Source organism: Rosettibacter firmus, from assembly GCF_036860695.1.
In the GTDB taxonomy this organism is placed as follows: Bacteria; Bacteroidota; Ignavibacteria; order Ignavibacteriales; family Melioribacteraceae; genus Rosettibacter; species Rosettibacter firmus.
Genome location: NZ_JAYKGJ010000004.1, coordinates 55,339 through 78,160 on the forward strand (window position 1 = coordinate 55,339; position 22,822 = coordinate 78,160).

The following is a 22,822-nucleotide window of genomic DNA, read 5'->3' on the forward strand; positions in this document are numbered from 1 at the left end:
CCAAACTGGAATTATTTTCTCTTTTGAGTTGCTTTCTTTTGAGCTTGAGCCTGTTTTTCTGCTGCTTCCATCATTCTTGCCATAAAACCCTTTTTCTTCTTATTCTCAGCTACTGGCACAAGTTGAACATCATCTTTCTTTTTATTTATATAATATTGTTGAGCAATCGATAACAAATTGAACATAAAGTAGTAAAGATTCAATCCAGATGGAAAACCCATAAACATTAATGTAAACATCACTGGCATTATATAAACAAGAGCCTTTTGCGAAGGATCTTTTACACTTTGCTTCTGTTGAATAAACATTGTTATACCAAGAAGTAGTGCAAGTCCACTTACAATATCAATGTTGAATAAAGGAATTTTAAATGGAAGTTTATAAATTTTATCTGGTGCAGATAAATTATCTATCCACCATACAAAAGGTTGTTGTCTTATATCTATCACATTATTAAATAAGCTCCACAATGCAATTAATATTGGCATCTGTAAAAGAATAGGTAAACAACCACCCATTGGATTAATTCCATATGTAGAATAAAGTTTCATTGTTTCTTTTTGAATTCTTTGAGGGTCATCTTTATATTTTTCTTTAATCTCATTAATCTTTGGTTGAAGCAATTGCATCTTCTTCATCGATTTCATACTCTGACGTGTAAGAGGATGCAAAGCAAACTTTATAATAATTGAAAGAACAATTATTACCAATCCATAATTTGGAATAAACTTATGTAAAAACTGAAGTAATGGAAGAAGAATATATTCAGAAATTGGTCGAATAATAAATTTCAAACCAAAAAAGCTTCCAAAGTCTACAATAATTTCAAAATTTCTTCCATAACTTTTAAGTACATCATAATCTATTGGTCCAAGATATAGTTTAAAGGAATCTTTTTGATATTTCTGATTTTTGAAAGGAACTTTCAAACTCATACTATAATATTCACGAACACCATCGAGAATCTTCTTATGATATCCTTCGATGTAAGCACCACCATCATCACTTGGATTTTCTGGTGAAAGTATAACAGTAAAATATTTATTTCTAATAGCTGTCCAATCGACTTTACCATTTATATCTTTTGTATATTTTTCATTTTCATGTGTAGCATCAATTATTGTTTGTTCTTCGCCAGCATAAACACTTGCATTAGAATGATTTGCTTCGTCAACAGAATTTTTTTCTGTAAAGTTAATTCCATTATTCCATACCAAATCATATCTATAACTACTAATAACATCATCATAATTTTCAAACTCAATGTCCACATCGGCTGCATAATTATTTCCATAAAAAGTAAAATTCTTTTTTATTGTTTTATTGTTAGCTGTAGTAAAAGTATATGTTAAGGAAAGAGAATCGTTTCCATTTAATTTGTAATAATAATTATTCAGATTAGGATCAAAATCAATATTGGAAGTGTTAATTAGTTTTCCTTCCTTAGTTACAAAAATTATATTTAAATCACCACCCTGTTTTTGATTAACTAATTGAACATGACGATTATAAAAATCCGATTTATCAAATTCTTTATGATACCAGGTTTCATATTTTTTCAAATAATATTTTCTAATTTTTCCACCTCGAGATGTTAACTCGATTTTTGCTAAATCAGTTTCAATAGTAATAATTCTTTCTGGTTTTGTTATAAGTGTTGTGTCGTTTGTGGAAGTTACAGATAAATTTTCTTTATCAATTAATTCTTCCTGATTAAGTTTAGTATCCTCTTTTTGAACTTTAGTAGTATCTGCAATTTGTTTTTGTGGAGGTGGTGGTGTGGGAGTATTCCAGTATAACCACAGTATTAAAATAATTCCAATTAAAATAAAACCAATTGTTGATTGTTTATCCATTATTCAACCTTTATATTATTCAAGTGGATCATAACCGCCTTTATTAAACGGATTACATCTTAAAATTCGCCAAATAGCTTTGATACCTCCCTTCAGAAGACCATATTTTGATAATGATTCAACAGCATATTGAGAGCATGTTGGATAAAATCGACATGATGAAGGGAAAAGTGGCGAAATTAATTTTTGATAGATTTTAATTAAATATATAAATATAAATCGCATTTCAAATTCTTAACTTAATCTTATTCATCAAATCTACAATATCGGGCATAATATTGCTTAATTTAATTTTTTTATTCTTAGCTTCATTTAAAGTATTCGATGCAAAAATAATATACAATCCAATTTTTTTTTCTAAGCAGAGAGGGATTAAAATTTGTTTATTAAGACGATACGATTCACGTAAAAGTCTTTTAAGCCGATTTCTCCAGACTGCTTTACCAGTTTTTCTTGATACAGCAAAAGCTGTTTTTACTCCAATATAATCAGAGTCTTTATTAATATAAAAAATTGCTTTTATGATAGATGATGAAGAATAAATAGTTTCGCCTTTTGTATAGACTAACTCAATTTCTTTCTTCTTCTTGATTCTTTCTTTTGCAGAAAGACCAAATTGTTTCAAATTGACCTCCTCGCAATTTATGCGAGGCAAATTTATTAGCGTTCGTCACTAACTGTTAATTTTTTTCTCCCTTTTGCTCTTCTTCTTGCAAGAACTTTTCTGCCATTTTTTGTTGACATTCTTTCACGAAATCCATGTGTATTTTTTCTTTTTCTAATACTTGGTTGATAAGTTCTTTTCATGATTTACCTTAATTTCATTTGAAAGTGTGCAAAATTACTGAATTTGTGCATAATAACCAAAAGAAAGGGATCAAATTCATTCTTCAGGCGGGATTAACGGGAAGCGGAAATCCCAGTGAACAGCCCAGCCAACTATCCACCAGAATAACCGCTCCCTATAATTTTGTAATTGCATAAATACATCATATATAAAATTACTATTTGCGTGCCAGATTTTGTTTAATAATTTCATTAATATCACAACATCTTTTATAAAATTATGTCTCAAAAAGAAAATCTTATCTTTTTTATACACTTAGAACAAATTGTTTTAAGATTATTTATTTTTCCAGCCCATTTTTATTTTAAAACTATAAAGAATTGGAATTCAATAGTTTGATATATATCAATAATTACGCAAGACAATAACTTTTATAAAATATTATTTCAAAGTAACTTTTTGAATGATGACCAGTCTAAATGCTAAGAAAAAAGATAAATCAAGTAAATAGAGCAGATTATGAAAAAAAACTTTTTACTTTTATTCATCATTACACCATTAATATTCTTAAATGCTGGTAGAACAACCACAGATAAAGTTGTTCCTGCATTAAAAGTAGAAAAAATAGAAATTAAATTAGATGGTAAACTTGATGAACCCATCTGGCAAACTATACCGATTAAAGGTTTTACACAACGAGACCCTAACGAAGGACAACCCGCATCCGAAGAAACACACGTCTGGATAGCATATGATGATGAAAACATTTATGTAGCAGCAAGATGCTTTGATTCTCAACCCGAATTAATTGATGCCAGTTTAACTCGTAGAGATAATTATATACTTTCAGATTGGTTCGGCTTTTATGTTGATCCTTTTAATGATAAAAAAAATGGTTACTTTTTTGTAGTTAATGCTGGTGGTTCAATCATGGATGGCGTGTTATTTAACGATAGCTGGGATGATGATTCGTGGGATGGAATATGGGAAGCAAAAACTCAGATTGATGATAAAGGATGGACTGTTGAAATGAAAATTCCATTTTCTCAGCTGAGATTTAAGAAGTCTGATAAAATGCAATGGGGAATTAATTTCGCAAGAGAGATTAAAAGAAAAAATGAACGTTCTTATTTTATAATGGTACCTAAAAATGAAAGTGGATTCGTATCACGATTTGCTATTCTTGATGGACTTAATGGAATTAAACCAAAACAACGCTTTGAAATTTTTCCTTACATTGTTCAAAAAGCTCAATATCTTGTTCACGATGCAAACGATCCATTTTATAAAAGTAATCAATATAAGACTGCAATTGGTGCAGATTTTAAAATTGGATTGGGAAGTAACTTAAACATTGATGCAACAATAAATCCAGATTTTGGTCAGGTTGAAGTTGACCCTGCTGTTATAAATCTAACTGCCTTCGAATCATATTTCGAAGAAAAAAGACCATTCTTTATTGAAGGCTCAAACATTTTTTATTTCGGTATTGGTGGAGCTAATAATAATTGGGGTTTCAATTTTGGCTGGCCAGAACTTTTTTATTCAAGAAGAATTGGAAGACGACCACAAGGTAATGTATCTGACAACGAGTTTGTAAACTATCCTTCTGAAACAAGAATAATCGGTGCTGCCAAACTTACAGGCAAATTAGATGAAACAACTTCGATTGGTGCAATCAGTGCAATAACAGAAAGAACTTATGCAACACTCTTCAATAAAGGAATTAAATATGAAGAAGAAGTTGAACCTTTAACACACTATGGAGTTTTTAGATCTAAGAAAGAATTCAATAATGGAAATCAGGCATTGGGAGTAATGTTCACATCTGTAAATAGAGATTTACAAAATAATTCACTAAAAAATATTTTATCTAAAAATGCTTATACATTTGGCATTGATGGATGGACATTCTTAGATGAATCAAAAGTATATGTTTTAACAGGAGCTTTTGCCGCAAGTTATGTTGAAGGTACAAAAGATTTTATAACTGAATTACAAAAGAAACCTTATAGATATTTTCAAAGACCCGATGCTATTAAATATAAAATTGATTCTTCAAAAACATCTCTTGCAGGTTATTACGGAAGATTAATGCTAAATAAACAGGAAGGAAATTTCTATATAAATGCTGCACTTGGGGCTGTATCTCCTGGTTTTGAACAAAATGACCTTGGATTTCAGTGGATGGCAGATAGAATTAATGCACACATTGTTTTAGGTTACAGATGGTTTAATCCAGAAGGTATTTTCAGATCCAAACATATTTATATGGCTCATACAAGATCTTATAATTTCGATGGAAATATTACCTCAAATTTTATATGGTATCGAATAGGTGGTACATTTACAAATTATTATACACTGGTAATGGGAGGAAATTATCAAGCTGAAACTTATAATGTATCTTTAACCAGAGGAGGCCCATTAGCAAAGAATCCTGCAGAATGGAATATCTGGCTTTATGCTGAAACTGATGAAAGAAAAAAAATCAAACTTGAATTAGAAAGTGTTTATGGTCAAGATAAATTAGGTGGATTATATAAGGAAATAAAATTAAATCTTGATTGGAAACCAAATTCACAAATAAAAATAAGTTTTGGACCTTCCTATTCTTATTCAATTAACCCAACACAATGGATAAATAATTTCGAAGACCAGTACGCAGTAAATACTTATCAATACAGATATGTATTTGGAAAAATTATTCAAAATACTTTATCAACAAACATTAGACTTAATTGGACTTTTACACCTAAACTAAGTCTGCAAGTATACTTACAACCATTCTTTGCTGTTGGTGATTATCAAGAATTTAAAGAGCTCTCCAAACCTAAAAGTCTGTCATATCTAATTTATGGACAAAATAACTCTACAATAAATTACAACGAAATCAATAACGAATACGAAGTTGATCCCGATGGTAATGGTCCTGCAACAACTTTTAAATTCGGAAATCCTGATTTTAATTATAAATCAATTAGAGGAACAGCTGTATTAAGATGGGAAATAAAGCCCGGTTCAATTTTATATCTTGTCTGGTCTCATAATCAAACTAATGATAGTAATCCTGGTGAATTTAATTTAAAAAGAGATTTTAAAAACTTATGGAAATCTGATGGAGACAATATTTTTCTGATAAAATTCTCTTATTGGTTTAATATTTAAAAAGAATTTTAATAAATTAAAATATATTTCAAACACATTTAAGAAAAAGAATTTAATTAATATGGCATTAAAATTATCCAGACGAGTAGAAAGAATAGAAATTTCGCCAACAATGAAAATTTCACAACTTGCTATAGAAATGAAAGCTCGTGGCGAAAACTTAATTGATTTAAGCGTTGGAGAACCAGATTTTCCAACACCAGAAAACATTAAAGAAGAAGGAATAAATTCTATAAAAAATAATTTTACAAAATACACTATAAATTCTGGAATAATTGAACTAAGAAGAGCAATCTCAGAAAAATTTAAAAGAGAACATAACCTTGATTATAAACCAGAAGAAATAATAGTTTCATCAGGTGCAAAACAAAGTATTTTTAATACCATAATGTCATTGGTAGATGATGACGATGAAGTGATTATACCTTCCCCTTATTATGTTTCTTATCCGCATATGGTTTCTCTGGCAAATGGTAAGTCAATAATAATTGAAACAAAAGAAGAGAATGGATTTAAAATTACAAGCGAACTATTAAGCCAAGCTATAACTTCAAAGACTAAATTGTTGATTTTATGTAATCCTTCCAATCCAACAGGTACTGCATATTCTAAAAAAGAGCTGGAAGAACTTATTCCAGTTCTTGAAGAAAATGATTTTTATATTCTATCTGATGAGATTTATGAAAAGCTCGTATATGATGATTTTAAATTTATCAGCATTGCTTCTTTAAGTGAAAAAATTAAAAACAAAACTGTTATAATTAATGGTCATTCAAAATCATACTCGATGACTGGCTGGAGAATTGGATATGCTGCAGGTCCAATTGAAATTATAAAAGCAATGAATAAAATCCAGAGTCATAGCACATCGAATGCATCATCAATTTCACAAAGAGCAGCTCTTGCTGCTTTACTTGGTCCTCAAGATTATGTTGAATTTTCCAGAAATGAATTTCAAAAAAGAAGAGATATTCTTTATAACGAGCTAACATCAATCAATGGAATTAAATGCTATAAACCACAGGGAGCTTTTTATTTATTCCCCAATGTATCTTTTTATTTTGGCAAACATAGTGGAAACATAACTATTAACAACTCATTTGATTTAGCACTTTATCTTTTAAATCAAGCCAAAGTAGCAGTAGTTCCTGGAAGTGTTTTTGGTGCAGAAGGATACATAAGATTATCATATTCAACATCTGTAGAAAATTTAATTGAAGGTGCAAAAAGAATAAAAGAAGCTTTACAAAGATTAGTAAGTTAACAGCTGATTTAATTTAAAGAACTATCGAATCCAGACTGTTTTTATATTTACAAATTCTTTAATTCCATAATGAGAAAGTTCTCTTCCATATCCAGAATTTTTAACTCCACCGAAAGGCAATCTCGGATCACTTTTTACCATACCATTAATAAATACAGAACCTGCTTCGATTTGGCGAGCAAGTTTTCTGGCTTTCTCAATATTATTTGTCCACAACGAAGCACCAAGACCATATTTGGTATCGTTGGCAATTTCAATAGCTTCGTTATCATCTTTTACTTTTATTAAAGCTGCTACTGGACCAAATATTTCTTCTTCATAAGCAGGCATTCCTTTTTTAACATTAGCAAGTACAGTTGGTTCAAAGAACAAACTTTCTGAATCTATTCTTTTACCTCCACATAAAATTACTGCTCCATTTTCCACCGAATTTTTGACCTGATATTCAAGTTCAATTAATAAATCTTCTCGTGCAATTGGTCCAAGTTCTGTTGTTTCTTCCATTGGATTACCAACTTTAACTTTCGACATCAAATCAACAAATTTTTTCTCAAATTCATCATAAACTTTTTCAACAACAATAAATCTTTTTGCTGCAATGCAACTCTGACCATTATTAATTAATCTCGCATTTACTCCTGTTTTAACAGCTAAATCAATATCAGCATCTTCAAGAATTATAAATGGATCGCTACCACCTAATTCCATTACAGATTTTTTTAAAAACTTACCACAATATCCTGCAACCTGTCTACCAGCATATTCGCTACCAGTTAATGTTACAGCTTTAACTTTTGGATGATTGATAATTTCTTCGACATCCGAAGGATTAATCAGAACAGTTCTGAATAAATTTTGTGGAAATTGAGCATCTTTAAATATTTTCTCAATTGCTAAAGCACACATTGGAACATTAGAAGCGTGTTTTAGTAAACATGCATTACCTGCCATTAAAGCAGGGACTGCAAATCTAAATACCTGCCAGAATGGAAAATTCCATGGCATTATTGCAAATATTATTCCGAGCGGATCAAATTGAATATAACTTTCTGATGCATCTGTTTGAATATATTCTTTCTGTAAAAAATCTTCTGCATTTTCTGAATAATATTCACAAACCCATGCACACTTTTCTATTTCTGATATTGCTTGAGTTATTGGTTTTCCCATTTCTGTTACAATAATTTTAGCATACTCTCTTTTATTCTCTTTTAAAATCTTTGCAACATTTTTCATCAATATACTTCGTTCATAAAATGAAGTTTCTTTCCAGTATTGAAATGCATTTTGAACATCATCTATTAAATTAAAAACTATTTCCAGAGAATATTCTTCAAAAACTTTTTCAACTTTTTTTGTTGATGGATTAATTGATTTAATTGCCATTTTACCCCCCAGAAAATTTAAAACAAATATAATCAGTAAGCTTCGATTTTAGTATAAAAATTTTGTAAGTTATAAGAAAAATAATTCAAATATAAACATGATAAATTACCTCAATTAAATAATTATTCTTTATGAAAAAATCTAAACCTAAAACTTTTGTTCTCGACACAAATGTTATTTTACACGATCCAACCTGCATTCATCACTTTGAAGAAAATAATATTATAATTCCACTGGTTGTAATTGAAGAACTTGATCATTTCAAGAGAGGAAATCAGGTAATTAATTTAAATGCAAGAGAGTTTGCAAGAACTCTGGATTCAATAACAGGTAATGAAATTTTTAATGGTGGAGTTCCACTTGGTCGTGGAAAAGGTAAAGTAAGAATTGTTATCACAAAAGGATTGAACAAAGAAATTCAAGAAATATTTCGGGAAGATAATGTTGATCATCGTGTATTGAGTGCAGCTTATGAAGCATTAAAGAATAGCAAAGATAAAACAAAAGTTGTTCTTGTAAGTAAGGATGTTAATCTTCGAATGAAGGCTAAAGCTATTGGTATACCTGCTGAGGATTATTCGACAGATAGAATTCCAAATATCGAAGAATTATACAGTGGAAAAGAAATAATAGAAAATTTTGATGATGATATTTTACAAAAATTATATCAACCACCTTACGAAGTTCCTTCGAAACAAATTCTAAAAAAAATAAAAGTTGAAGCTGTTCCAAATAAATTTTTTATAATGAGGAATTCCAATCGTTCTATTCTAACTGTATTAGATAAAGAAATGGATAAATTCAGAAGAATTGATAAGGAAACTGTTTATGGAATTAAACCAAGAAATGCAGAACAAACTTTTGCAGTAAATGCATTATGTAATCCAGATATTCCACTTGTTACTTTAACAGGCAAAGCAGGCACAGGAAAAACATTACTTGCACTTGCAAGTGCTTTACACGTCAGAAAAAATTATAGACAAATTTATGTTGCTCGTCCAGTTGTGCCACTTAGCAATAAAGATATTGGATATTTACCCGGAGACGTAGAAAGTAAATTAGCTCCATATATGCAGCCATTATGGGATAACTTAAAAGTAATTCAGGATCAATTTCCAGAGACAGATAAAAACTATCAACTAATTAATTCATTGGTAAAAGAAGAAAAACTTGTAATTGAACCATTAAGTTATATTCGTGGGAGAAGTTTGCAAAGAATTTATTTTATTGTTGACGAAGCACAAAATTTAACTCCACACGAAATTAAAACAATAATAACTCGAGCAGGCGAAGGAGCTAAAATTGTTTTAACCGGCGACATATATCAAATCGATCATCCTTATCTTGATGCTCAATCTAATGGCCTTTCTTATCTTATTGAAAATTTTAAAGGCCAGAAGCTATATGCTCATATAAATCTTGAAAAAGGTGAACGCTCAATACTTGCTGAACTTGCAAGTAATTTATTATAGCTTTCTTAATATTTTTTTATTGAGAAGTTTTCACAAGAGTAGTTTCTATGCTGAAATTTAATGGTTCTACTCTTGAAAAAGATGGCATAGTTCTTCTCATATTACCCGATGGTCTTCTAAATTCACCCTGTGGAAAATTTCTAACCGGTCTATCTTTTACATCTGACAATTTAATCTCTTCGGTCTCAAATGTAATTTTTAATTTATCACCCGGCTTTGATTGTATGCAAAGCTTATCTTCGTGATTTCCTGATAATGGAATTTGAAGTTCATAAACAAGTTTATTTGCATTAACTGCCATTTTAATTTTTATATCTTTATCATTATTAATTGAATACAACCATAAAGGATATTTATTTTCATCAACAATTTGAAAATTTTGTTCGTTAGCCAGTAATCTTTCTACCATTTTATCAAGTTTCACTTTTTCATTTCTGAGAGAATCTCTGTCACTTATGGGCGGTCTATTTCTAATATCAAAATTCTCTTCTAAACGAGATTCTAAAATTCCCAGTGGATATTTCAAACCAATTATTTTTGATTTATCCTCAGGAACAAACCAAACAATAAATCCCCTTCGTAATATTTGAATTGCTTGAGATGGATTTTCTACAATTAAACATAGATAAATAAAATTATCGTTGTTTTTAATTCCTATCGAAACATTTTTATCTTTAATATAGGTAAGATTATTTACCCAGTCATTATAATTACCATCAATATTTATTTCTTCGGAATTCCATTTACTTACAATCTGCTCTGTTGAACTGCAACCAATTAAAAGCGTGCTTATAATGATTAAGGAAATATTGTAAAATATCTTTAAGGATTTGTGAATATAACTCAAATAATTATCTGTTATTATTGATAAACTTCGAAAGTTCATTTTCACATTCATATAAAAATTCCTTTTCATTATATAAACTCCTGAATTTCATTTTTTTGACATTTCCCTACAATACTTAGTTTAAATCAATCATAAAGAGAATAAATCTTTCAGGATTTTATCTAAATGATAAATATTTATTATTAAGATAAAAACCATTTTCCAATCATTAAATAATTTCTTCTAAAACAAATGATTATACGATTTTAATATGGCATTCTTTATGCAATTTTTTTTATTATAATTCTTTATCGAATCATACTTTTAAAAAGGAGAATTATATGAAACAAACGATGATATATTTTATAGTTCTTGCAATGACATACTCAATTTATAGTCAATCAAATTTGAAAATAAACGAAATGGGATATTATGAATTACCAGGATTAAACATTATGGTATTTGATGATTTCTATCCAGAAGGTCATCAAGGTGGTGTTACAATTGTTATGTTCGGGAAACGACTTGCAGCTAATGGAGATTTAAGATTAGAACCTACACCTGGACAATGGTCACCTGTCCCCAAAATTGGAAATAGAATTGTCGATAAAAAAAATAATACAATTACAGTAGAATTGTGGTATCCTGATTCAAGCAAAGATAGAAAGGGATTTAATCCAATTGAATATCCAGATCTTAAATTAAAATACAAAATAAGAACTGAAGTTGATGGACAAAGTTTAAAAGTGATTGTTGACCTTGATGAACCTTTACCTGAAGAGTGGTCAAACAAAGTTGGATTTAATTTGGAATTATTTCCTGGAGAATATTTCAATGAATTTTATTTAATGGATAATAACACAGGGCAATTTCCAAGACAACCAGTTAATGAAATGTTCTATGATAGTGATGGAAATCTCCAGATAAAACCACTTGCAGAAGGTAAACAATTAATTGTAGCTCCAGACAAAAAAGAAAAGAGAATAGAATTTTACAGTCTAAAAAACAAACTTATACTTCTTGATGGAAGAGGATTACACAACAATGGATGGTTTATAATTCGTTCCACAATTCCAGCCAATGTTACTAAAAATGCAATTGAATGGATAATAACACCTTCGATTGATACAACCTGGAGATATAAACCTGTAATTCAGATTTCACAGATTGGTTATCATCCTGAACAATCCAAATTTGCAGTGATTGAATTAGATAAGCTAACAAAAAAACTTGATGAGATAAAACTTATAAAAATAAATAAAGACTCAGAGAAAATAATCAAACAAGAGAGCAATCCAATTTTGTGGGGAAATTTCTTAAGATACAAATACATACGCTTCGATTTTTCTGAAATAAAAGAAGAAGGACTTTATAAAATTAAATATGGAAACATAGAATCGAATGTATTTGAAATAAAGAATGATATTTTTTCCAAAGGAGTATGGCAACCTACAATAGATTATTTTCTTCCAGCTCAAATGTGTCACATGAGAATTGAAGATAGATACAAAGTTTGGCATGGGCTATGTCACATGGACGATGCAATTATGGCTCCAACTAATCACAATCATTTCGATGGATATTATCAACATGAATCAACATTAACAAAATACAAATCAGGAGAACATGTGCCAGGATTAAATATTGGAGGCTGGCATGATGCAGGTGACTATGATCTAAGAATTGAATCTCAAGCAGAAACTGTTTATAAACTTTCTCTTGCTTATGAATTATTCCACATTGAACACGATCAAACAACTATTGACCAGAACCAGAGATTAGCAATTATACACAAACCTGATGGCAAGCCAGATATATTACAACAAATTGAACATGGTATATTATCTATAATTGGTGGTTATGAATCTTTAGGTAGATTATATCGAGGGATTATTTGCCAATCGCTCAAACAATATGTTCATCTTGGTGATGCATCAACTATGACTGATAATTTTATTTATAATGAAAACAAATTAAATCCAATTTTAGAGAAAAAACTTTTAAATGATGACCGTTTTGTTTTTACTGAAATAAATCCTCAAAGAGAACTTTATGTTGCACAAACTTTAGCAGCTGTTTACAGAGTGATGAAAGATTATAATAAAGAATTAGCAGAAAAATGTTTGAATATTGCAGAAGAACTATTTATCCAGAATTCTAATATTAATGAAAAAATAAAACTCAATGCTGCAGCTGAACTTTACATATCAACATCAAAAGATACTTACAAAAAAATATTATTAAACAATATTGATGAATTATCAAACCACATTGAAAATTATAGTGAAACAATTGGAAGAGTTGTTGAAAAAATTAACGATAAAAATTTTGTAAATAAGATTGAAGCCAGTGTTAAAAACTATTATAACAAAACAATTGAATTACAAAAAGAAAATCCATACGGAATACCATATAAACCATATATCTGGGGTGCAGGCTGGGGAATCCAGGAATTTGGAGTGAATTTATTATTACTGCATCTTTACTTCCCACACATTATAAATAAAGATTTTGTTTTTAATGCATTAAACTTTGTTCTTGGCTGTCATCCAGGAGAAAACACAGCATCATTTGTTTCGGGCGTCGGTGTAAATTCACTAATTGTTGCATATGGATTTAACAGAGACGAATGGAGTTATATTCCTGGTGGTGTTGCAAGTGGCACTGCTTTAATTCGTCCCGATTTACCTGAATTAAAAATCTGGCCTTATTTATGGCAACAATCTGAATATGTTTTAGGTGGAGGAACAACTAATTTCATTTTATTAGCAATAGCTGCAGACTATCTCTATAATAAACAATAAATTTCTAAAAGAGCTATTAAAAAAATTACAGGGGTTTTCTTATGAAACGAAGAGATTTTATAAAAACAAGTGCAATAATTTCAGCAGGACTTTCATTAACTAATTTTACATTAAGCTCAAGCGAAGTCAAAACTCAAAATAAAGTTATTAAGATTCCAAGATATATAGGTTTTAATCTCACAGAAAAAGCTGGTATCAACGGGAAAAAATTTAATGAAGAAGATTTTGAAATCATGGCTGAATGGGGATTTAATTTTGCTCGCATCCCTATGTCATACTGGAACTGGGCTCCTAAAGATGATTGGTATAATATTAATGAAGATTTTTTCAAAGACATCGATGAAGTTATTGAATTCGGTAAACAATATAATATTCATATCAATCTTAATTTGCATCGTATTCCTGGTTATTGTATTAATGGAAGAAATTTTGAACCTTATGATTTATTTGAAGATACTCCAAAAAACATGCAAAAAGCTCTTGATGCTGCTGTATATCACTGGAAATATATTGCAAAAAGATATGCAGGCATTCCAAATTCTCAATTGAGTTTCGATTTGATTAACGAACCTCCCAAAAGAACCAATGAAGAAAGATATGTAGAAATTGTAAAAGCTCTTGTTAAAGGAATAAAAGAAGAAGATCCTGAAAGATTAATAATCGCAGATGGAAAAGATATTGGAAGGTATCCAGTTATGGGATTAGTTGGAATTGTTGATGTTCAGAGCACACGTGGTTATGATCCGATGAGCTTAACTCATTACACAGCTACTTGGGTTCCAAAAGATGAATTTGAAACTTTTAATCCTCCTACCTGGCCACTTAAAGGTGATGATGGAAAAATATGGGATAAAGCTGCACTTAAAGAAAAATTAATCGATTCATGGATGCCTCTGGTCGAAAAAGGTGTTCAGGTTCATGTGGGCGAATGGGGTTGCTACAATAAAACACCACATGATATTGTTCTAAGATGGATGGAAGATGTTTTATCTCTCTGGAAAGAAGTTAATTGGGGTTATGCAATGTGGAATTTAAAAGGGGATTTCGGTATTCTTAACAGTAATCGTGCTGATGTAAAATATGAAAATTATAAAGGACACAAATTAGATAGAAAAATGCTTGAACTACTAAAAAAATATTTCTAAAAAATTTTACAATAGTTATGCTATCAATAAATATTTCTTGAAAGATTAATTGATAATATACTGTTTCCACGATGTTGAGAATTGATTTATAAAATAAATCTCACAATAAAAATTAAGTGGAGATAATTAAAATGAATCGGAAATCATTCTTAAAGATCATACCACTTGCTGGAATACTTTTAAGTTCACAAAATGATTTAATATTTTCTAAAGGTAAAGAAAAAAATCAAAACATATTCAAAAACAAATCAACACTCGAAAAAGTAAAATTAGCAATGTTAAGCATGCAACGTGCAACATGGGAACAGGGTGTAGCAATGCAAGCAATGCTCGAATCTGGCGAAGAAGAACTTGTAATTTTGATGGCTAAAGAGGCAGTATTAAGACAATCACCTGATGGAAGACTTGCAATGCTGGGAGAAGAATTTGCTCTAAGTGATGCATGTTCACCTGGAGAAGCTGTTCTATGGGCTGCAAAAAAGACTGGCGATGAATCTTTGATGAATGGCTTTAATAAACTCCTCGATTATATTATGAATAAAGCTCCTCGCAACAAAGATGGAATTATTTATCATTTTACAAACGTTCCACAAATCTGGAGCGATATAAATTACATGTTACCTCCATTTCTTGCAGTTGCAAAAAAATATGAAGAAGCAGTAAAGCAAATCGAAGGAGCTTTTTCTTGTCTGTGGAATCCTGATAAAAAACTTCTATCGCATATGTGGGATTGTGAAAAAAATGAATTCGTTCGAAAAGATTGCTGGGGTGTTGGTAATGGATGGTCGGCTGCTGGACTTACAAGAGTCATAAACATGTTGCCAGATTCCATGCAACAAGAGAAGAATAAACTAATTAATTATGTAAAAGATATAATTGATGGTTGCATTGCACACATCAGAGAAGATGGATTATTCCATAATATTGTTGATAATCCAAATTCTTTTGTAGAAACAAATTTATCTCAAATGCTTGCTTATACAATCTATCGGGGTATAAAAAGTGGCTGGCTCGATAAAAGTTATAAAAAATATGCCGATAAAATGAGAACTGCTGCACATTCTAAAGTTGACAAACTTGGATTAGTTCAGGGTGTATGTGGATCTCCAGAATTTGATCATCCTGGAACTGCAACAGAAGGACAGGCATTTTTTATTTTGATGGAAGCTGCTTATAGAGACTTAAATTCTTAATTACCAGAATGTTACTTCAAGTTATATAATTATGTCTTGTAGTTTAGATATATTTTTAATATTTATAAATTAGTAAATTGTTCTTTATGGCTGGAAGAAATGATTTGTCTTATTAATTGTAGAGGGGGAGGTTATGAAAAAGTTTTTTAATTACGTACTGATATTTTCTTCACTCTTATTTTTAGCCTGTAGCAGCAAAATAGAAAAGAGTCCGGCAGCAGGTTATGAACCACCAACTTTATTAAAACAGCCGAGATTATATTATCCTAAAATCGCTCAAGAAAATGCCCTCTGGGGCAGTACCAAACTTATCATCTCAATCAATGAAAATGGAATTGTTAATAATGTTTATGTAATTAAATCTTCCGGACACAAAATTCTTGACAGTGCTGCTATTAATTATTGCAAAAATCTTTTATTCAATCCTGCTAAAAGAAATGGAAAACCTGTTAACTCAAAAATTGAATGGGTTATTAAATTCAATATCTCTGATCAAAACTGGGAAATTGATAATTATCTTCTCGAATTATCAAGATTATATGATAAGGTTCAACGTCTTAATCAGGAATACAGAATTGAAGTTGAACGAGAAATATTGAAAAAGCACAATGAGTTTGTTCAAAACTTTAGCGATGCTCTTAATTTTAATAAAGTATTATTACAGATAATATTACCAGAGATTTCAAAAGAGTGGGAAAAAGATTGGAATGGCTGGCCACTTTCCTTTTTATTATATCATGATTTTATTAAAAGATTTCCAGATTACGATAGTATTTCTGTAGTAAAAAATTTATTGATTAATTCTTTGAAGTCAGATATCCAGTACATTAAAAATACACCAGCTTTAGACATTAATGTAAAGAAAGAAAAGGAAAAAATTCTTAACAAAATAAAAATTTTCATAACTACAAATTATCCAGATGTTATACTAAAAGATATTAATCTGGAAGCCAATGTAAGTTCAATTTATTTATCAAAAATGTAATTAATTAAAGGAAAGATAATCCATAAAACTAATCAACTATATGTCATACATGGTTAATAAACACTTTTCAAGAAATTTCTTTGCATATCTTATAGTTTTTTTATTTTCATCACTTAATCTATCTGCTCAATTCATTAATACATTTAATGATGGACTTAAATTAGATCCCAGAGGATTAAATGGTTGGACATACAGAACTGGAGATGGAGAAGCCACAATGAATTTTGTTCCATCTCCAGATGGATATGCTTCAATAATTGTTGATGCCACTAAAGATAAAATGGGAATATGGTGGGCATTGATAAGAAGAAGAATTTCAGAAAATATGGATCTCTCATTAATTCAAAATCCAGAATTTGAATTCAGAATCGAGGCAAAAGTAAGAGTTAGTGATGCACCTAAAAGAATCAATCTCCATCTTAATACACAAAGGACTACAGATTTTCACTCTCATTTAATGGAATACGATATCCCAGATACTACAAACTGGCATATTATCAGTATGACTACAAAGAATTTTGATGCAAGACCTGGAGATACTGTTTATGCTCAGCTTGCATTAATGGATTGGGGTTTTGAAAAATATCGTGTCGATATTGATTATTATAAAGTTGACATTGTTAATATTAATTCTACTGGAAAAGATTTAGGAGAACCAATTCCCTATCATCCACCAATTCCAGATACTTCTACTTTTAATTTTCATATCCCTGTAAGCAATGATGCAATTATTGATTTAAATTTACCTGACCTGAATTTTAATAACTGGTCAACAATCGATGAAACTGGTAATAAAATAAACTTGATCACCGTAAGTCAAAATCAATATATAATATTAAAATTCGATCTAAGAGATTTTAAAAACAAAAAAGTAAGTGGCTCTGGATTACTTGAATTAACAACTTATTCATTACAAAATTCTCCTGATTACAAAAAAGATTTTGGAATGATTAGAGTTACAGAAATTCTTGGTGGTGATAATTGGACTCAAGAAAAAGTCACATTTAATAATTTTTGCAAAAATCAGCCAATTAACAAAGTATTAAATAGCCAGATGATAATTGATGTTTCTGTAAACAATCGAAAGGGAGAAAAAAATTATATTACAATATCAAAACCTGTATTACAAAGACTAATTGATGGAAAAACAAAAGGTTTAGCTATAAAACCACTGGGAGCTGTAGTTGCTTCATTTTATGCATCCGAAAATAAGTTTATGATACCTAAACTTCATTTTAATATTCTAAACGAATAAAATTGCTTACATAAATATCATTGAGGTATTATATGAAAATTCTTTTTATTGGTGGTACTGGAAATATTAGCACTTCTGTAAGTAAACTCTGTATCGAAAGAGGTTTTGAATTATATCTACTCAATAGAGGATTAACCAATAATAAAATTGAAGGAGCTAAAACAATCACTGCAGACATCAATAATTTTTCTCAAGTAGATGAAGCACTAAAAAATTTTTACTGGGATGCAGTTGTAAACTGGATTGCTTTTACTCCAGAACACATAGAAAGAGATTTAAAACTTTTTAAGAATAAAACAAAGCAATATATTTTTATCAGCTCTGCTTCGATTTATCAGAAACCACCATTAAATCCAGTCATTACAGAATCAACACCACTTAAAAATCCATACTGGGATTATTCAAGAAACAAAATTGCATGCGAAGAAAGATTAAATAAAGCTTATCGAGAAGAAGATTTTCCAATAACTATAGTTAGACCTTCTCACACTTATTCTAATGTTATTCCCGTACCAATAGGAGGATGGACAGAATATACAATTGTGGATAGAATTAAAAAAGGTGAAAAAATAATTGTACATGGTGATGGAACATCACTATGGACTTTAACACATGCAGATGATTTTGCACTTGGATTCATTGGCTTAATTGGCAATTATAAAACCATCGGTCACGCATTTCATATTACATCAGATGAAGTATTAACATGGGATCAAATTCATTTCTTACTGGCAGAAGCTGTTGGAAAAGAACCGAATATAATTCATATCCCTTCTGATTTTATTGTAAAATGTGAACCATCTTTAACTGGCTCATTACTCGGCGATAAAACCTGGAATGCAATATTCGATAATTCAAAAATCAAAAAATTCTGTCCAGATTTTGTTGCCAGAATACCATTTAGAGAAGGCATTAAAAAAACAATTCAATGGTTCGAAGAAAAACCAGAAAGAAAAATTATACGCAAGGAAACAAATGATATGATTGATAGAATAATTCAATGTTATAATAAATGATCATCATTTTATTAATCTGATAAATATTTATTTTTTTAATAAATCAATAATTCCCTGAACATTTGTTACTACAAAAATTAAAGCATTGAATTATTAATATAACACAGTAAAACTGTCGAGTACTCCAGCTGGCATAATTTTAGTCTATTCAATTTTTATACTTACTTTCAACAAATATTCCAGGGAGGAAAACATGAAAATATTATCAAAGTTATTATTAATTCTTTTCATTATATCAACTCAAATATTTTCACAGGGAGAAACAGAACTAAAGAAAGGAGTAAATTTAATTCCAACTAAAATTTACACAGAAGAAGAAGATGCAAGAATTTTAAAACTCTTTGAAGGACTTCGAGTAGCAGATGTATCTGATGGAATGGATATGGTTGGTTTGCCTGGAAGAGGTTTGGTTGATCCTTCAATTCATCCTGCGTGGATTGATCCTGTTGACTTAACTCATCAATTCAGAGGAATTGCTATTACTGCAAGATATGTCCCCACACAAAAACCAGATCGTCCAGAGCATGGAGAAGAATTTTCTAAATGGGAAGGAAATTTTTATAATGCATATTCAAGCGAAGCATTTACACAATTAATAAAACCAGGTACTGTAGTTGTGATTGATGATGTCGAAGAAAAAGATATTGGTTCAATAGGTTCATATAATATTCTCGAATGGCATCGTCGAGGAGCTGTTGGTGTAGTTACAGATGCTTCTGCAAGAGATCTTGATGAAATTGCAATTGAAAAAGTACCACTCTATTTTAGAAAACCAGGTCGTGGAATTAGACCAGGTAGAAATGAGCTTGAATCTGTAAATAGACCGGTTGTTATTGGTGGAGTACTGGTCTGCCCGGGTGATATAATAGTAGCCGATAAAGATGGTGTTTGTGTTGTACCACGTTATGTAGCCGAGGATGTAGCCAAGTATGCAAGAGAAATTTTGAATAAAGATAAAGAAGGAAGAAGAAACTTATACGAAAGCTTGAAAATGAAATTAGATAAAACTGTTAAATAAATTTCTAAAAACATATGAAAAAAAATTATTTCATCTATCTCGCTTTAATTATTGTGATAATATTTCAAAATATCTTATCCAAAAATTTGTCATCAAATTTAGATTCGACAAATAAAATTATATTAAATGAATTAAAATATGTGCTCCAAAAAGATATTGAAAAATGGTATCCACTTGCTATTGATACAATTTATGGTGGATTTTTTAGTGATATCAATTATAAATGGGAATTAGCAGGAGCTCAAAATAAATTTATTGTTACACAAGCACGTCACATCTGGACGTGTGCAAAATTGTCTGAATTCTATCACAATGATTACTACACAAAAATTGCAAAGCATGGATTTGAATTTCTTAAAAATGTAATGTGGGATAAAAAGTACGGTGGTTTTTTCGATTTAGTTACCAGAAAAGGAAAACCAATTAAAGAAAACAATAAAATAATAAAAAAAGCTTATGGACATGCATTTGTTATTTATGGTTTATCTGCTTATTTCGAAGTTAGCAATGATTCATCAGCATTGAAGTTAGCTCAAAAAACTTTTGAATGGCTTGAAAATCATAGTTACGATACAATCTATGGTGGTTACTTTCAATTCATTTCTGAAAAAGGAGAACCATTTGTAAATGGATATAATGGAACTCCACCAAAAGATTACAATTCAATGATTCACATTCTTGAGGCATACACAGAGTTATACAAAACATGGAAAAACGAAAAACTAAAAGAAAGATTAACTTCTTTATTTTATTTAATAAGAGATAAAGTAACAACCGATAAAGGCTATATGAGATTATATTTCCAGAGAGATTGGACGCCTGTTGAATTTAATTATTCAAGCACGGATAAAAACAAAAATTTTCTGCTTGATCATGTATCATTTGGTCATGATATTGAAACTGCATATCTACTTTTAGAAGCTGCAGAAATCTTAGGAATAAAAGATTCACTAACAATTATCAAAGCCAAAACTATGGTCAATCATACTATAAGTAATGGATGGGATTCTTTTAATGGAGGAATATTTGATGCTGGATATTATTTCAAAGATAAAGATAGTATTACAATTATTAAAAATACAAAAGAATGGTGGTCGCAAGCAGAAGCACTAAATTCGTTTTTATTAATGTCAGAATTATTTCCAGAAGACAGAGTTGTTTATTATAATTATTTTAAATCCCAATGGGAGTACATTAAAAAATATCTTATTGATAATATAAATCAAGGATGGTTTATTGGTGGAATAGATATCGTTCCAGAAAATAAATTTTCTCCTAAAAGTACTATCTGGAAATGTAATTACCACACAACACGAGCTTTAATAAATTGCATCAATACATTAGAAAGAAATAATAATTACAAATAACAAAAGTGAGAGCATTATGAAAAGAATTAATTTAATAATTATTTTAATTGCAACATCATTATATGCACAAAAATTCGAAGGACTTGCATTAACACCACCAATGGGCTGGAATAGCTGGAATAAGTTTGGATGTGAAATCAATGAAGAAATAATAAAGAAAATGGCAGATGCAATGGTTGAAAGTGGAATGAAAGACGCTGGCTATCAATATATAATTATTGATGATTGCTGGCAGGGAGAACGTGATAGTCTTGGTTTTATTCAACCAGATCCACAAAGATTTCCATCAGGTATAAAAGCATTAGCTGATTATATTCATTCTAAAGGATTAAAATTTGGAATTTATTCCTGTGCAGGCTGGAAAACATGTGGTGGAAGACCAGGTAGTCGTGGTTATGAATTTCAAGATGCAAAAAAATATGCTGAATGGGGCGTAGATTACTTAAAGTACGATTGGTGTTACACAGAAGGATTAAATGCAGAAGGAGCATATCTAACTATGCGCAATGCACTTTATGCAGCTGGTAGACCAATTGTTTTTAGTATTTGTGAATGGGGAAATAATAAACCCTGGGAATGGGGAAAAAATATTGGCCATTTATGGAGAACTACTGGCGATATAACAAATTGTTTTGATTGTATAGTTGATCATGGAACCTGGAAATCCTGGGGTGTAATGCAAATACTTGATATGCAAAAAGGATTAAGAGCTTATGCTGGCCCAGATCACTGGAATGATCCTGATATGCTTGAAGTTGGGAATGGAATGTCAGTCAACGAAGATAGGGCTCATTTTTCAATGTGGTGTATGCTTGCAGCACCATTAATTGCTGGAAACGATTTATCAAATATGTCAAAAGAAACAATAGAAATTCTTACTAATAAAGAAGTAATTGATATAAATCAGGATTCACTGGGAATTCAAGGATTTAAATACTTTGAAAAAGATAGTATTGAAATCTGGTTTAAACCCTTAAAAAAAGATAACTGGGCTGTATGCTTTCTTAATCGATCAAAAAAAACACATGAAATTAAATTTTCATGGAAAGAGCATGAAGTTATAGACTCAATTTTTAATAAAGAAGCTAACTTCAAAAAAACTGTTTTCAATATCAGGGATTTATGGAAAAAGAAAAATATTGGTACAACAAAAGATGATTTCGTTGCTGTCATTCCTTCACATGATGTAATTCTATTAAGATTATCTCCTATCAAACAACATTAATATAACTTTCAAAACAGGTTTAAAATAAAAAAGGCTGAGTTTATTCAACTCAGCC

19 protein-coding genes are annotated in these 22,822 nt (G+C 30.1%); 12 read left to right on the forward strand and 7 right to left on the reverse strand.

Annotation, left to right across the window (positions count from 1 at the left end; genetic code table 11):
* Positions 1-11 precede the first annotated feature (11 nt).
* The 5 genes from yidC to VJY38_RS12090 all read right to left on the reverse strand — a co-directional run bounded on the left by yidC (position 12) and on the right by VJY38_RS12090 (position 2,895).
* Positions 12-1,856, reverse strand: coding sequence for a membrane protein insertase YidC (yidC, locus tag VJY38_RS12070; protein ID WP_353680973.1), 1,845 nt, complete (start codon positions 1,854-1,856; stop codon positions 12-14).
* Positions 1,857-1,871: 15 nt separating this feature from the next.
* Positions 1,872-2,081 carry a membrane protein insertion efficiency factor YidD gene (gene yidD, locus VJY38_RS12075; RefSeq protein ID WP_353680974.1) on the reverse strand — a complete coding sequence of 70 codons (210 nt, stop codon included), beginning with the start codon at positions 2,079-2,081 and terminating at the stop codon, positions 1,872-1,874.
* 1 nt (position 2,082) lies between these two features.
* Positions 2,083-2,481 (reverse strand): ribonuclease P protein component, encoded by a 399-nt coding sequence (locus tag VJY38_RS12080; protein ID WP_353680975.1) that lies wholly within the window; start codon positions 2,479-2,481, stop codon positions 2,083-2,085.
* 35 nt (positions 2,482-2,516) lie between these two features.
* Entirely contained in the window at positions 2,517-2,663 is a 147-nt protein-coding gene (gene rpmH / locus VJY38_RS12085; protein ID WP_353680976.1) for a 50S ribosomal protein L34, read from the reverse strand.
* A 76-nt stretch (positions 2,664-2,739) separates the two neighbouring features.
* Entirely contained in the window at positions 2,740-2,895 is a 156-nt protein-coding gene (locus tag VJY38_RS12090; RefSeq protein ID WP_353680977.1) for a hypothetical protein, read from the reverse strand.
* Positions 2,896-3,162: 267 nt separating this feature from the next.
* On the opposite strand from VJY38_RS12090, the gene VJY38_RS12095 reads away from it, so the two are divergent.
* Positions 3,163-5,811 (forward strand): DUF5916 domain-containing protein, encoded by a 2,649-nt coding sequence (locus VJY38_RS12095; RefSeq protein ID WP_353680978.1) that lies wholly within the window; start codon positions 3,163-3,165, stop codon positions 5,809-5,811.
* Positions 5,812-5,872: 61 nt separating this feature from the next.
* A complete protein-coding gene (locus VJY38_RS12100; RefSeq protein WP_353680979.1) occupies positions 5,873-7,075 on the forward strand; it encodes a pyridoxal phosphate-dependent aminotransferase in 1,203 nt (400 codons plus the stop codon).
* Positions 7,076-7,096: 21 nt separating this feature from the next.
* Here the strand turns inward: VJY38_RS12100 and VJY38_RS12105 are convergent, their stop codons facing one another.
* Positions 7,097-8,461 (reverse strand): NAD-dependent succinate-semialdehyde dehydrogenase, encoded by a 1,365-nt coding sequence (locus VJY38_RS12105; protein ID WP_353680980.1) that lies wholly within the window; start codon positions 8,459-8,461, stop codon positions 7,097-7,099.
* Between the two features lie 131 nt (positions 8,462-8,592).
* Here VJY38_RS12105 and VJY38_RS12110 point away from each other — a divergent pair, with 131 nt between their 5' ends.
* Positions 8,593-9,933, forward strand: coding sequence for a PhoH family protein (locus tag VJY38_RS12110; protein WP_353680981.1), 1,341 nt, complete (start codon positions 8,593-8,595; stop codon positions 9,931-9,933).
* A 16-nt stretch (positions 9,934-9,949) separates the two neighbouring features.
* Here the strand turns inward: VJY38_RS12110 and VJY38_RS12115 are convergent, their stop codons facing one another.
* On the reverse strand, positions 9,950-10,849 hold the full coding sequence (locus tag VJY38_RS12115) for a hypothetical protein (protein ID WP_353680982.1): 900 nt from the start codon (positions 10,847-10,849) through the stop codon (positions 9,950-9,952).
* Positions 10,850-11,100: 251 nt separating this feature from the next.
* On the opposite strand from VJY38_RS12115, the gene VJY38_RS12120 reads away from it, so the two are divergent.
* The 9 genes from VJY38_RS12120 (at position 11,101) to VJY38_RS12160 (ending at position 22,767) form a co-directional block, all read left to right on the forward strand.
* Positions 11,101-13,563, forward strand: coding sequence for a glycoside hydrolase family 9 protein (locus tag VJY38_RS12120; protein ID WP_353680983.1), 2,463 nt, complete (start codon positions 11,101-11,103; stop codon positions 13,561-13,563).
* A 41-nt stretch (positions 13,564-13,604) separates the two neighbouring features.
* Positions 13,605-14,708, forward strand: coding sequence for a glycoside hydrolase family 5 protein (locus VJY38_RS12125; protein ID WP_353680984.1), 1,104 nt, complete (start codon positions 13,605-13,607; stop codon positions 14,706-14,708).
* A gap of 131 nt (positions 14,709-14,839) precedes the next feature.
* On the forward strand, positions 14,840-15,901 hold the full coding sequence (locus tag VJY38_RS12130; protein ID WP_353680985.1) for a glycoside hydrolase family 88 protein: 1,062 nt from the start codon (positions 14,840-14,842) through the stop codon (positions 15,899-15,901).
* Positions 15,902-16,034: 133 nt separating this feature from the next.
* Positions 16,035-16,886: an energy transducer TonB gene (locus tag VJY38_RS12135; protein WP_353680986.1), complete on the forward strand. Its 852-nt coding sequence runs from the start codon at positions 16,035-16,037 to the stop codon at positions 16,884-16,886.
* A gap of 49 nt (positions 16,887-16,935) precedes the next feature.
* A complete protein-coding gene (locus VJY38_RS12140) occupies positions 16,936-18,141 on the forward strand; it encodes a hypothetical protein (RefSeq protein ID WP_353680987.1) in 1,206 nt (401 codons plus the stop codon).
* Between the two features lie 32 nt (positions 18,142-18,173).
* Positions 18,174-19,157: an SDR family oxidoreductase gene (locus tag VJY38_RS12145; protein WP_353680988.1), complete on the forward strand. Its 984-nt coding sequence runs from the start codon at positions 18,174-18,176 to the stop codon at positions 19,155-19,157.
* A gap of 193 nt (positions 19,158-19,350) precedes the next feature.
* Positions 19,351-20,175, forward strand: a complete 825-nt coding sequence (locus tag VJY38_RS12150) for an RraA family protein (protein WP_353680989.1) — start codon at positions 19,351-19,353, stop codon at positions 20,173-20,175.
* Positions 20,176-20,315: 140 nt separating this feature from the next.
* Positions 20,316-21,542, forward strand: a complete 1,227-nt coding sequence (locus VJY38_RS12155; protein WP_353680990.1) for an AGE family epimerase/isomerase — start codon at positions 20,316-20,318, stop codon at positions 21,540-21,542.
* A gap of 16 nt (positions 21,543-21,558) precedes the next feature.
* Positions 21,559-22,767 carry a glycoside hydrolase family 27 protein gene (locus VJY38_RS12160; protein ID WP_353680991.1) on the forward strand — a complete coding sequence of 403 codons (1,209 nt, stop codon included), beginning with the start codon at positions 21,559-21,561 and terminating at the stop codon, positions 22,765-22,767.
* Positions 22,768-22,822: the final 55 nt, after the last annotated feature.